Annotated in this window: 10 protein-coding genes; 4 read left to right on the top strand and 6 right to left on the bottom strand. The window is 62.4% G+C overall.

Annotated elements, in window-relative coordinates; translation table 11 throughout:
* Positions 1-155: 155 nt before the first annotated feature.
* Both pyrG and AC04SG_RS03165 read left to right on the top strand, forming a co-directional pair.
* Positions 156-1,793, top strand: a complete 1,638-nt coding sequence (gene pyrG / locus AC04SG_RS03160) for a CTP synthase (RefSeq protein WP_112561656.1) — start codon at positions 156-158, stop codon at positions 1,791-1,793.
* 22 nt (positions 1,794-1,815) lie between these two features.
* Positions 1,816-2,379: a DUF1697 domain-containing protein gene (locus AC04SG_RS03165; protein WP_488549897.1), complete on the top strand. Its 564-nt coding sequence runs from the start codon at positions 1,816-1,818 to the stop codon at positions 2,377-2,379.
* Between the two features lie 75 nt (positions 2,380-2,454).
* On the opposite strand, the gene AC04SG_RS03170 is transcribed toward AC04SG_RS03165, so the two are convergent.
* From AC04SG_RS03170 to AC04SG_RS03190, 5 genes are all read right to left on the bottom strand, one after another.
* Entirely contained in the window at positions 2,455-3,912 is a 1,458-nt protein-coding gene (locus tag AC04SG_RS03170) for an NCS1 family nucleobase:cation symporter-1 (protein ID WP_352561602.1), read from the bottom strand.
* Positions 3,913-4,113: 201 nt separating this feature from the next.
* Positions 4,114-4,902 (bottom strand): trehalose-phosphatase, encoded by a 789-nt coding sequence (gene otsB / locus AC04SG_RS03175; RefSeq protein ID WP_436259891.1) that lies wholly within the window; start codon positions 4,900-4,902, stop codon positions 4,114-4,116.
* The gene (locus AC04SG_RS03180) at positions 4,899-6,683 is read right to left on the bottom strand and encodes an alpha,alpha-trehalose-phosphate synthase (UDP-forming) (RefSeq protein ID WP_488549898.1); all 1,785 of its coding nucleotides are present in this window, start codon (positions 6,681-6,683) and stop codon (positions 4,899-4,901) included. The genes otsB and AC04SG_RS03180 overlap by 4 nt, the downstream gene beginning before the upstream one ends.
* Positions 6,684-6,817: 134 nt before the next feature.
* Positions 6,818-8,980, bottom strand: coding sequence for an amylo-alpha-1,6-glucosidase (locus tag AC04SG_RS03185; RefSeq protein ID WP_352561608.1), 2,163 nt, complete (start codon positions 8,978-8,980; stop codon positions 6,818-6,820).
* Between the two features lie 44 nt (positions 8,981-9,024).
* Positions 9,025-10,086: a glycosyltransferase family 4 protein gene (locus tag AC04SG_RS03190; RefSeq protein WP_488549899.1), complete on the bottom strand. Its 1,062-nt coding sequence runs from the start codon at positions 10,084-10,086 to the stop codon at positions 9,025-9,027.
* 191 nt (positions 10,087-10,277) lie between these two features.
* On the opposite strand from AC04SG_RS03190, the gene AC04SG_RS03195 reads away from it, so the two are divergent.
* Both AC04SG_RS03195 and AC04SG_RS03200 read left to right on the top strand, forming a co-directional pair.
* Positions 10,278-10,580: a DUF982 domain-containing protein gene (locus tag AC04SG_RS03195; RefSeq protein WP_488549900.1), complete on the top strand. Its 303-nt coding sequence runs from the start codon at positions 10,278-10,280 to the stop codon at positions 10,578-10,580.
* 180 nt (positions 10,581-10,760) lie between these two features.
* Positions 10,761-10,919 (top strand): hypothetical protein, encoded by a 159-nt coding sequence (locus AC04SG_RS03200; RefSeq protein ID WP_162712116.1) that lies wholly within the window; start codon positions 10,761-10,763, stop codon positions 10,917-10,919.
* 250 nt (positions 10,920-11,169) lie between these two features.
* Here the strand turns inward: AC04SG_RS03200 and AC04SG_RS03205 are convergent, their stop codons facing one another.
* The gene (locus AC04SG_RS03205; protein ID WP_488549901.1) at positions 11,170-12,417 is read right to left on the bottom strand and encodes an FAD-dependent oxidoreductase; all 1,248 of its coding nucleotides are present in this window, start codon (positions 12,415-12,417) and stop codon (positions 11,170-11,172) included.
* Positions 12,418-12,776: the final 359 nt, after the last annotated feature.

A 12,776-nucleotide genomic window follows, 5' to 3' on the forward strand; every position in this document is an offset into this window, starting at 1 on the left:
CGTTCTTTCAATTCTGCCGAAAGGGCCGGCTTCTGCCGGCCCTTTTGTTTTGACCAAGAACTACAGTCTCGAGCCTCGGGACTATCGCGCCTTCTCTGGAAAAAGCCTCAGCGGCGGTTTTTTCTCTGGCGGAATCAATTCGGCCGCGTTAAGCGATGACTCCCATGGCGCGATATGTATTCATCACAGGCGGCGTGGTTTCCTCACTTGGAAAAGGCATTGCCGCAGCGGCCCTTGGGGCTCTCTTGCAGGCGCGAGGCTATCGCGCACGCATCAAAAAGCTCGATCCCTATCTCAATGTCGATCCCGGCACGATGTCGCCTTACCAGCATGGCGAGGTCTTCGTCACCGATGACGGTGCCGAGACCGATCTCGATCTGGGCCATTACGAGCGTTTCACCGGCCGCTCGGCCAACCAGCAGGATAACATCACAACCGGCCGCATATACAAGAACATCATCGAGCGTGAGCGGCGCGGTGACTATCTCGGCGCGACCGTCCAGGTCATTCCGCACGTCACCGACGAGATCAAGCATTTCGTCCTCGACGGCAATGACGACTACGATTTCGTGCTGTGCGAGATCGGCGGCACTGTCGGCGACATCGAGGCGATGCCTTTCCTGGAGGCGATCCGCCAGCTCGGCAACGACCTGCCGCGCAACAACGCCGTCTATGTCCATCTGACCTTGATGCCCTACATCCCGACGGCCGGCGAACTGAAGACCAAGCCGACCCAGCATTCGGTCAAGGAACTGCGCGGCATCGGCATTGCGCCCGACATCCTGCTGGTGCGTGCCGACCGCGCCATACCCAAGGAAGAGCGCAGAAAGCTGTCGCTGTTCTGCAATGTCCGGGAAAGCGCCGTCATTCAGGCGCTCGACGTGCCGCACATCTATGACGTGCCGATGGCCTATCACAAGGAAGGGCTCGATTCGGAAGTGTTGGCCGCCTTCGGCATCGACCCGGCGCCCAAACCGCGCATGGAGCCCTGGCAGGCGGTGTCCAACCGCATCCACAATCCGGAAGGCGAGGTCACCATTGCCGTCGTCGGCAAATATACCGGCCTCAAGGACGCCTACAAATCGCTGATCGAGGCGCTGTCGCATGGCGGCATGGCCAACCGCGTCAAGGTCAAGCTCGACTGGATCGAAAGCGAGATCTTCGAAAAGGAAGACCCGACGCCGTGGCTGGAAAAGGTGCATGGCATCCTGGTGCCCGGCGGCTTCGGCGAGCGCGGCTCGGAAGGCAAGATCCTGGCGGCGAAATTCGCCCGCGAGCGCAAGGTGCCGTATTTCGGCATCTGCTTCGGCATGCAGATGGCCTGCATCGAGGCGGCGCGGTCGCTGGCCGGCGTCGAACATGCCTCGTCGACCGAATTCGGCCCGACCGACGAACCGGTGGTCGGCCTGATGACCGAATGGCTGAAAGGCAATATGCTGGAGAAGCGCCGCGAGACCGGCGATCTCGGCGGCACCATGCGGCTCGGCGCCTATCAGGCCGAGCTCACCAAGGGTTCGAAGATCGCCGAGATCTACGGTGACACCCAGATTTCCGAGCGCCACCGCCACCGCTACGAGGTCAATGTCGACTACAAGGAGCGGCTGGAAGATTGCGGCCTGGTGTTTGCCGGCATGTCGCCCGACGGCGTGCTGCCGGAAACGGTCGAATACCCCGACCATCCCTGGTTCATCGGCGTCCAGTATCACCCGGAACTGAAGAGCCGGCCGCTTGAGCCGCATCCGCTGTTCGCCAGCTTCATCTCGGCTGCGGTGGACCAGTCGCGGCTGGTCTAGCTGCCTGCGGGTTTAGCAGCTGATGCAAACCTATGTCGCGCTGCTCTACAGCATCATCCTCGGCGAAGGTCGCCGGGTCGTTATGTCCGACCTCAAGGCGATGGCCGAAGGCCTCGGGTTGAAGAATCCTCGCACACTGGTAGCGACCGGCAATCTCGTCTTCGAGGCGCGCGCGGCGGATATCACCAGGCTGGAACAGCGGCTCGAAACGGCCTTCGAAAAAACCTTCGGCCGCCATGTTGTCATCATCGTGCGCACTGCCGAGGACTGGCTGAAACTCGCCGCCGGCAATCCGTTTCCGGCCGAGTCGGCTGAAACCGGCGATCAGGTGGCGGTGCGGGTGATGCGCAAGCCTGCGCCCGCCGATGGCGTCGCAGCGCTCCACGCCTATGCCGCCGAGGATGAGAAGGTGGCTTCGGTCGAAGGCGACATCTGGGTTGTCTTTTCGCGCGAGCGGCCAAGCTCGCGGCTGCTTGCGGCGATGAACCACAAGCGCATGGGCATCGGCACCGCACGCAACTGGAACACGGTGCGGAGGTTGGCTGAGATGGTGGGAGGAATAGGCAGAAGGGCAGTAGGGCAGTAGGGCAGTAGGGCAGTAGGGCAGTAGGGCTCCTATTCCCCTACTCCCTTACTGCCCTACTGCCTTATTCCCTCCATTTCATGCCTTCGCCGTCTTCGCTCCAGCACCCAGTGCCATCGTGCGCAACACGTAGTAGATGGCGCCGGCAATCGCCACGCCGAAGAACCAGCCATAGACGCCCCACCAGGCCGGCAGCCAACTGGTGAAGTTGGGCAGGATCGACGAGAAGATGGCGCCGATGCCAGCGGCGATAAAGGCATTGACGTGCCAGCCGCCCTGGAAGCGGAACTCGCCGTCCTCGCGGTAGAGCGCCTCGACGTCGACCTCGCCTTTGCGGATCAGATAGTAGTCGACCATCATCACACCGAAGATCGGGCCCATCGTCGCGCCGATGATGTTGACGAAGGAGGCGGCGCTGCCTTCCCACGGCGCGAAGGGGTAGAGCACCAGCGCAATCAAGGCTGCGATGTAGCCGCCCTTCTTGAAGTCGATCTGCCGGGGAAAGACGTTGGAGAAGTCGAAGGCCGGGGAGACGAAGTTCGCCACCACATTGATGCCGAGCGTCGCCACCGCGAAGGTCAGTGCGGCAAGTGCGGCCAGGAACCAGCTGTCGAACTTGGCCGAGATCTGGTCGGGGTGCAGCAGCACTTCGTGATAGACGTCATAGGCGGCAATGGTGGTGACGCCGGCAACCAGCGAGAACAGGATCAAATTGACCGGCAGGCCCCAGATGTTGCCCTTGCGCAGCGATGCCTTGTCTGGGGCATAGCGGGCGAAATCGCAGAAATTGAGATAGAGCGCCGAGAAATAGGTGACCCAGATCGCCGCCACCGCAAACAGCGACGTCCAGGAGCCAGGAGTGCCTGGTACGCCCGCATCCTTGGTCTTGTCGAGCAGAACATCCATCGGGATATCGCTGGTGAACGCAAATCTCCCGGATTTGACGCACAGATAGATCGCCAGGATCAGCATCATCACCCACACCGCCGGGCCGGCCCAATCCTGGAAGCGGCGCACCGTCTCCATGCCATTCTGGATGATCAGCAATTGCAGTGCCCAGATGACCACAAAACAGATCACCTCCAGGCCGGTATGGCCGAGGAAATGCGTGTTGGCGTTGAAATCGGCGAACCATTGCGAGCGGATCAAGAGCGCCACGATGGCGCCGGAAGCGGCGGCAGTCTGCGCGCCGTACCAGAAGCAGGCGACGATGGCGCGCACCAGCGCCGGAATGTTGGCGCCCCAGATGCCGAACGAGGCGCGGGCCAGCACGGGGTAGGGCACGCCGGTCTTCACGCCGGCATAGCCGACCATGTTCATCAGCGCGTAGATGATCAGCGAACCGATGCCGATGGCGATGATGAAATTGACGAAGCCGCCGCAAAACAAGAACAGGCTGGCAGCGAGATAATAGCCCCAAAGGCTGTGGACGTCCGACGTCCAGACATTGAAGATCGAGAATGGCCCCCAGTTCCGCACCTTTGCCGGAGCGAGGTCCTCATTGTAAAGGCCAGGCGATGCCCCTTGTATTGTCACTGCGATGTCCTCCCCTTGCTAGCCGAACGCGCCTCCACGCGGTGCCACGCAGGTTAGGCCTGACGCAGGGGAACCGGCAAGCAATCCATTTGCCGGCTTTGACCTTAAAGATATTCAATGAGAATCGCGCTTATCGATCGGCGTTTGTCGGAGACGGGCCGCAATTCCGGCGGTCTTGATTCGATCCGCTGGCGCCAGCGATCAGGATGCTTTGCGGGCGAGGGCCGGTGACGCTTCGAAATTGGCGGCAAGCCAGGCTATCGCACGGGTGACGTCATCGAGCTGGTACTGAGCTACGGTGGGGCCGCGCGGCCTGACCCGGATCGAGATGCCGCCGGCTTCGTTGATCGCCTCGAAACCGTTTTCATCAGCGGTGTCGTCACCGAGGAAAACCGGCCGCCTTCCGGTAAAGGGCGAGATCGCCATGAAACGCCGAACGGCAGCGCCCTTGGCCGCCTCGAGCGGCATCAGCTCGACACCGGCATTTCCCGGAATGACGCGGTAGCCCTTGGGGAGCTCGGCCAAGGCCTGCTCGACAAGTTCCGTCGCCCTGGCCAGCAGATGCGGCGCCGCACGCGTATGAATGGCAAGGATCGGACCCTTGCGCTCGATATGAACCTGGCCGTCGTCCAATTCGGCTTCAATGGCGTCGGCAAGGGCGGCCATATCGGCGGGAGCGTCCGCGGCAACGACCGGGCCGTCCGGCGTCAGCCGGTGTTCCAGCCCATAGAGACCAGCAACGCGCAGCTTCAGCGGATGAAACAATCTGTCGGCGACTTCGACCGAGCGGCCGGTGATGAAGGCGACTGCGCCGCCGAGCCGTTCGTCGATGACGCCGAGCAGACTGCGCAACTCGTCGCTGACGGACACTGCGTCCGGGTGGGCGGCGTGTTCGAGCAAGGTGCCGTCAATGTCGAGGAAAAGTGCCCATTGTCCTTCCGGCAGGTCGGGTGCTGCTGGCAGGCCCAATGCCTTCGGTAGACTATTCATGACGCCACCCTCCGCATGCGATCGAAAAGCGAGACGATGTTGCTGTCGGTGGTTGCAGGCCGTTCGGTGACACCCGTCGCCCGGTCGAGGTCGCTGCGTTTGCGCAGCCGCGCCGCGTCCAGCAGCATGCTGCCGGCCCAGCGATAGACATTGTTGTCGCGCACCATTTCGCGCATCGGGCGCATGCGCTCGCGCTGTTCGTCCGGCGACATGGTCAGCGCCTGCAGCAGCGCATCGCTCATCATTGCCGCATCGTAGGGATTGACGATCAGCGCCTCGAGCAGTTCGCGCGACGCACCGGCAAATGTGCTGAGCAACAGCACGCCCTGCTCGTCGTCGCGTGCGGCGACGAATTCCTTGGCGACGAGATTCATGCCGTCATGCAGGCTGGTGACCATGCAGATGTCGGCAGCGCGATAGCTCTCGTAGACCTGTTCCTGCGAGTGATGTTCGGCCACCATGATGACCGGCTTGTAGCCGTCGCTGCTGCCATAGCGCTGATTGAGCTCGTCGGCATAGCGCATGCATTCGTCATGCAGTTGCTGGTACGCCGGCAGCGTGCCGCGGCTGGGCGCCGCGATCTGTAGGAAGACGAGTCTGCCGATCCATTCGGGATGGCGCGTGAACAATTCGTCCAAAGCCTGAAAACGGTCGAGAATGCCCTTGGTGTAGTCCAGTCGTTCGACGCCGATGCAGAGCTTGACGTCTGCCTTGAGGCCGAACCTGTCGCGCAGGCGGGTTCGGCATTCCTCGACTGTGGGCAGCTTTGCCAGCAACTCGGCCGGCCATTCGATCGAGATGGGGTAGGCGTGCACCAGCGTCGTCTGGCCACCGTAAGAGATCGCCGCATCCGCGCGCTCGATACGGCTTTCCAGGAAGCGATCGACGCTTTCGGTAAAATTGTTGGCGTGGAACTGGGTGTGGAAGCCGATGATCGAGCTGCCGAGCAGCCCCTCCAGGATGCGTTCGCGCCATGGGCAGATGCTGAAGACTTCGGAGTTCGGCCAGGGGATATGCCAGAAGGTGATGACGATCGCCTCCGGCAGGCGCTCGCGGATCATGCGCGGCAGCAGCGCGAAATGGTAGTCCTGGACCAGCACGATCGGCCGCTCGTTGCGCGCCTCTGCCACAACCGTATCGGCGAACTTGCGGTTGACGGCCTCATAGGCTTCCCAGTCCGAGGCGCGGAAGATCGGCCGGGTGAAGGCGATATGGCAGAGCGGCCACAGGCCTTCATTGGCAAATCCGAGATAATAACCTTGATATTCCTCCTCGCTCAGCCATACGCGGCGCAGCGTGTAGGACGGCTTGTCCGGCGGCACTGGCACGCGGTCATTGTCGTCCACAGTGAGGCGGTCCGCGCTACCGCCGCCATAGGCGATCCAGGTGCCGCCGCAGGCGCGTGTGATAGGCTCCAGCGCCGACACCAGCCCGCTGGCAGGCACTACAAGCTCGACGCCATTGTCCTTGACGTTGTGGATGTAAGGTTCGCGGTTGGAGATGACGATGACCTGGGCGTCCGGGAGGTCGTCGGCGAGGATCTTGCGCAAGGTCTCGGGTGACCATGTGACCAGTGCGGCATCGGCGGACTGGCCGTTCTTTTCGAACTCGCGCATGACCTTGCGCGCCGCTTCCGCCGCCACATCCTCACCAGCCGCGCGGGCAACGGCCGGTGCGTGGCCGTCGCCGCGCCGGGATATCGAAAACAGGACGGCGAGGGCGGATAGGCCAAGGCTTGCCAGGATCACGATCCAGAGCATCTCGACGCCATAATTTGTCATTGAAGTGCCAATCTCCGCCTTCGGCGGTCATTCTTCTTGTTTCTAATTTGAACCTGTCGCTGGCAGCCTGGTCGCCGGCAGCTGTCATTTCGCAACGCACAAAACCGCGATCGGTTCCAACAGAAATGACCAGTTCAGCTTCGCACGATCAGCGGAACCAACCCTTCATGGCGGTCGGCGAGAAAGGCGACGACGCGGTCGCCGACGCGCTGGAAAGTGAGATCGACTTTCTTTTCACCGACGCCCAGATGCCTCAGCGTCAGCGTGTCGATGCCGATCGGCAGCCTTGGGCGGGTGACGTGGATTTCGCCATTCCAGCCGTCGATTTCCAGACCGAGGCAAGCCTGCATCAGCATGAAGGCCGAACCCGCCGACCACGCCTGCGGCAGGCAGGCGACGGGATAGGCGATCGGCGCTTCGCCGACCGAGCGGGTAAAGCCGCAGAACAATTCCGGCAGCCGCATGTTGAAATGCACGGCGGATTCGAACGTGCCGCTCATCAGCCGCACCACATTGTCGCGCTCGCCAAACCGCGCCAGGCCGGCGCCGCAAATCGCCGTGTCGTGCGGCCAGATCGAACCGTTGTGGTATGACATCGGATTGAACAACACCGCATCGTCGGCAAGCGTCCTCACTCCCCAGCCCGACTGGAAGGACGCCGATAGCAACTGGTCGGCGACCATCTGCGCCCGCGCCGGCTCGGGCAGCCCGACATAGAGCAGGTGACCGGCATTGGAGGTGCGCACCTTGCAGGGTTCGCCGGCGCCGTCGATGGCGAGCGCATAGAAACCCAGATCGTCGAGCCAGAAATCGCGCTCAACGGCGATCCGCATCTCTTCGGCGCGGTTTTCCCAATGCTCGGCTTGCGCGAACTCGCCCCGGCGGCGGGCAAGTGCCGCCAGGCCCCTGAAGGCGGCAAAGACATAGCCCTGCACCTCGACCAGCGCGATCGGTCCTTTGGGAATGCGGCCATCGGCGTGGAACACCGAGTCGAAACTGTCCTTCCAGCCCTGGTTGGCGAGGCCGGATTCAGCGGCGCGCTGATAGGTGACGAAGCCTGTCGCGCGGCTGGCTTCCTCGGTCCACTCGGCGGCGGCGCACAGAGACGGCCACAGGCTGGCGATGAAGTCCATGTCGCCGGTGCGCTCTGCATAGGCGCAGGCGAGATGGATGTAGAGCGGCGTGGTGTCGACGCCACCGTAGTAGCGGCCGAAGGGAAGCTCCTGCAGCGCCACCATCTCGCCTTTGCGGGTCTCGTGCATGATCTTGCCGGGTTGGGAGTCGCTGAACGGCGATGTCTCGGTCGCCTGATGCTGAGCGAGGAAGGAAAGCACGCCGCGCGCCAGGCCGGGGTTGAGCCACAGCATCTGCAGCGCCGAGATAACGCCGTCGCGGCCGAATGCAGTCGAGAACCAGGGAATGCCTGCATAAGGGTAGGGGCCGGTCGAAAGCTCGGTGGTCAGCAAGGCCACATCGGCGCGGGCGCGTTCGACCCAGTCGTTGAAGACGCGGCCTGAACTGTGCACCGTCGCGCCATGACGGCGCTTGGCCCGCATGCCGAAGCGGGCGCGCGCCGCAGCCGCGCGAAACCGGTCGCGGTCGGGTGGCTCGGCCGGTTCCGGACCGACCTCGACATAGAACACCTTGCTGCTGCGCTTGGTCACCGCGATCAGGAAATCCGCGCGCTCGGCACTCAGTTGGTCCGGCGCCTGCGAAAACGAGATCGCTGACTGCCGCGCCAGACCGTCCAGTCCGTCGTAACGCAAGAGCACGGACGTCGCGTCGATTTCGGCCGCATGCGCCGTGCCGCGCTTTGGCCTGGTCGACCCGCGCACCTCGAACATGTCGCGGAAATCGGCAGCGAAGTGCAGCGAGATGCGGATTGCCGAATGCTCCTGGCTGTAGTTGGACAGGGTGATGCGTTCGAACAGCCGGTCCTGCCAAAGCAATCTGACGCGTTCGATATGGATCGCGCCTTGCGGGATGTCGCGGCCGCCGACGCTTTGCATCGGCAGGTTGGTCAAATTGCTGGAGAACAGCACATTGTCCTGACTGAGCGAGGCGCCGAGGAGCGATGTCTGCCGGCCGCCGACGGTCAGCCGAAACTCCGACAGCACACGCGTGTCGTCGCGAAAGAAGCCGTCACCGGCGCCTCGGATGTCGCCATAGGCATCGGCCACCACAAAACAGTCGCCTTGTTTCAGGGCGAACAGCCGGTGCGGCTCGCGCGGCGCGGTTTCGTCGAGGGAGGCGAGGGCCACGGCAGGGTCGAGCTTGCGCTCGTCAAGTTCAGTCATCAGTCACAGATCTCTGTTTTCGGGCTCGGAGCGTCGGCCGTCGTTCAAGACGCTTTCTTTTCCGCTGAATTGCCGGTCAGGCGCGTATAAGCAGAGAGATAATCACGGGCCATCCTGTTGGCGGAGAACCGCTTTTCGAAGACGGCGCGCACCTTTCCCCGGTCGAGCTGCAGCAAGGCCGGCACGGCGGCGACTGCGTCGTCGAGCGAATCGACGATAAAGCCGGTAACGCCATGGTCGATGACCTCCGCCAACGCACCGCAGTTCCAGCCGATGGTTGGCGTACCGCACGCCATCGCCTCGATCGCGGCAAGGCCGAATGGCTCGGGCCAGTCGATCGGAAACAGGAGCCCGGCGGCATTGCCGAGGAATTCAGCCTTTTCGTCCTCGGCGATCTCACCGACATAATCGATGCGGTCGCCGTCGATCAGCGGTTCGATCGTCTCGTGGAAATAGGCGCGGTCGTCATCGCCGATCTTGGCCGCCAGCTTGAGCTTCATGCCCGAGCGCAAGGCGATGTCGATGGCGCGGTCCGGCCGCTTGTCGCGCGACAGGCGGCCGAGAAAGGCAAGATATGGTTCGTCGGCCGCCGGCTCGAAGGTCGGCTGGTAGAGGCCGATCGGCAGCCCGTGATGGATGGTCGCCAGCCAATTGGCGTTGGCAAGCCCGCTTCTCTGGCTGCGTGAGATCGAAATCAGGGGAAAGCGTGGAAAGCGCTCATAGGCCGGCGCCAGATCGACATAGTCGAGCCGGCCGTGTGGCGTCGTCACCGTTTTGTCCGGCATATGGTCGAAGAACGAAAAATGCAGGAAGTGGCTGAGGTGAAAATGAATGATATCAAAGTCCTGAGCTCGGTTCCTCACATCTGCCAGCATCGCGAGATGCGCCGCCGTGTCCGACTTGAGCGGGCGCGGATCGAGGCGCAGTGCGCGTTCGCGGCCCGGAACCAGCCTGGCGGATGTGTGGCTGTCGCCGCTGGCGAACAAGGTCACCTCATGGCCGAGTTCGACCAGCCCTTCGGTGAGATAGGAAACGATCCGCTCGGTGCCGCCATAGAGCCTGGGCGGCACGGATTCGTGCAGGGGGGCGACGTGGGCTATGCGCATGATTTGGACTGTCCCTCAAAGGCGAACACGAGAGCGAAATGCGTCAGCGGGCGTAACGTTCCGGATAAAATCCGGCCGCCAACAATCCCGAGTCAATCCGCACAATTTTTTTGCAAGAAGCGGGAACCAACTCGCCGTTCGCGAATTGAATAAGGTTGGTTCGCACTGCGGCCGACCAGGGAGAGAACAAAATGGACCGCTTGCAGTTCTTTACGCCGGTGCGCATTGCGCGCGGGCAGGGACACCCCGTCGAGGAAATCGATAGCGTTGCCGAAGCGATGGTCTTTCTGCAGAAATGGCCGTCGGGCCGGCGTGGGCCTGTGTATCAATGTGCCCTGAATTGCTGCTCCGCGGCCCTGTCGGGCCGGATGTCGCCTGAGGAGGCAAGGAAGGCCTTCACCGGTTTTGCCCGTATCACCCGGCTGCTCGACGACGACATGGCGCTGCCAATGGGCGGCGAAAGCACGGCCGAAGTCTACGCGCTGAGACGTTAGGGTCCAGTCCGGTTATTTTGTGATTGAACGCCTGCGCCGTAGTGGCTCGGGCCGCTGTTTGTCGCACCAGCCTATACCCACCCGGCCCTTCACCTCACGGCCTATACTGTGCTTTCATGCTGCGCGTGACCGGTGGTTGATGACCAATCCACGGACGGTCCGCACGTGGAGGGGCAGACATTGCCGAGACTGATCCTGGGAACACTCGGCGCTATCGTCATCGCCCTTGTCTGGGCGGTCCTCGCCAGTTTGATGGGCGCGCCGTCGATCGTGATCACGGTCGGTGCGGTCGCCATAGGGGCCGGCGTCTACACCTACGTCGACAGGCGCTCGAATTGAGCTGTTCCTGTCTGTCGGGCGGCCACAGGTGCCCTCATAGGGTCGACCGTGCGGACGTTGAGAGGTCGCCACCGGACGGCAACACCCGCCTGCTTCGCCATGGCTTCAACGCGCATCACTGAAAGGTAGGCATAGCCACTGCCGAGGAATAAAAGCAGTCGAACTGCCTCATGTCTCCCTCCTTTGACTGCGCGAGAGATGCAGCGTCAGCACTACGGTCGCGGCCTATTTAACCACGCCGCTGACGATCTCATATCTCCCCAAAATAGCGGGCACGCGCCTGGTCGTCTGACGGCGCTTCTGGCCCTAATCCCAGTGCGTCCGGAACGCGTGTCGGATCGCTGGCAAAGAGGGCGAACGCGTGTGCACGTCGCTTATCGGCTACCTCTCCGCGTTCGAAAAGCAACGACGTCTGCATTGCCTCCAGGCGTCGCATCCGGCCGTAGAAATCATCATGGTCCCTGGCATAGGCCTCCGCCGCCGAACGCCAATCGGAGCTCTCCAGCAACCGATCTCTCAGCAACCGGACGTCCCGAAGGGTCCTTGACAGGCCTCTGCCCCAGGCAGGATCTGAAGCGGCTGCGGTATCGCCGACCAGCACGACCCCGTCGCGAAAAGGGCTATCTACCCATCGATGCGACCCGTCGAAGCTCGCGAGCGGGCCTGCCTGACGTACCTGGTCGAACCAATGGTTGGGTGCGCCCGCAGCCTGAAGCTGCCATATCATTTCATCAAGCGAATGGCGGCCGGACAGACGCTTCGGCAGGATATCCTTGTGGTAGACGAGATAGATGCGGTTACGCCGAGGCGCGATGCGCATGGCGATCACCATTCGCCCGCCCGTGGAATCGTAAAAGAGGTTGATCGTATTTGCCGATGGTCTCCTCACGTCGCCGACGAGGAACTCCGAGCAATTGACGTCGCCCTCCAGGACCATGCCCGCCGTGACGAGTTGCTCCGGGTCGCGCCTCAGCTCGAAGCCAAGAAGCGACCGTATTCGCGAATCCCGACCGTCCGCTAGAATGACCAGGCGAGCAGAGAGACCTTTGATGTCGCCGCCTATGTGAACTCGTGGCACATCTCCGGATGTCACCGCGGAAGCCCCGTTTCCGCGCCTTACCTCGGCTCCCAGCACCTCGGCATGTCTCAAAAGAACGGCTTGCATCTTCGGATGGGGAAAGGTCACGCAGCACGTGCCAGCGGGAGTCGTCGCAGCCAGATCCCGCGTAACGGGTGATGAGCCATTTGTGAAATTTGAAAAGTAGCGTGCCTCGATGGCGCAGCCTTCAAGAAGCAAATCGTATATGCCCAAGCGTTTCGCCTCGAGACTTCCCCAAGGCATTAGCACCTCGCCACGGATTCGGTCCCTGAACTCTTCCTGCTGTTCGACGATGAGAATCCTGATGCCGCAGCCGGCAAGGGCGATGGCAAGCGAGGAGCCCGCCAGACCGCCGCCGACAATGATCAGGTCGTAGTCAACCACGGCGCCGTTGGACAAAAGGAGTTTCCCCCTGACATGGCCCGAACCGATAAATATTTGAATGTGCTAATACAGTGATCCCGCGCTCTCCCCGAGTCAACGGCGCTGGCAGGTGATACGGCTCGGGCAAGCATGCCCTCACGAGCGGTCGCGCCCTCACGACGACCTTGTCGTCGCGGTTGCAAGCATCTAGTCGCAAACGGCGAGTGCTTACATGGGCCGAATAACGGCTGTCAGCTTGCTGAGCGTCGAGACGCAGGGGAGCGCTGGAGCAGGGGCTGACGAGCAAGCTTGTCCCGAGAACTGGTTGCGCCATATCTCGTAGAGCACACCGTCATTGAACACAGGAGTTGTGATGATGGTCCGCAACCTCTGCC

It is taken from the genome of Mesorhizobium sp. CNPSo 4684, assembly GCF_057784315.1.

Bases quoted from the DNA above. Each gene is read 5' to 3' on its own strand.
- pyrG (WP_112561656.1), top strand. From the start codon at position 156: ATGACTCCCATGGCGCGATATGTATTCATCACAGGCGGCGTGGTTTCC.
- AC04SG_RS03165 (WP_488549897.1), top strand. From the start codon at position 1,816: ATGCAAACCTATGTCGCGCTGCTCTACAGCATCATCCTCGGCGAAGGT.
- otsB (WP_436259891.1), bottom strand. From the start codon at position 4,902: ATGAATAGTCTACCGAAGGCATTGGGCCTGCCAGCAGCACCCGACCTG.
- AC04SG_RS03180 (WP_488549898.1), bottom strand. From the start codon at position 6,683: ATGACAAATTATGGCGTCGAGATGCTCTGGATCGTGATCCTGGCAAGC.
- AC04SG_RS03185 (WP_352561608.1), bottom strand. From the start codon at position 8,980: ATGACTGAACTTGACGAGCGCAAGCTCGACCCTGCCGTGGCCCTCGCC.
- AC04SG_RS03190 (WP_488549899.1), bottom strand. From the start codon at position 10,086: ATGCGCATAGCCCACGTCGCCCCCCTGCACGAATCCGTGCCGCCCAGG.
- AC04SG_RS03195 (WP_488549900.1), top strand. From the start codon at position 10,278: ATGGACCGCTTGCAGTTCTTTACGCCGGTGCGCATTGCGCGCGGGCAG.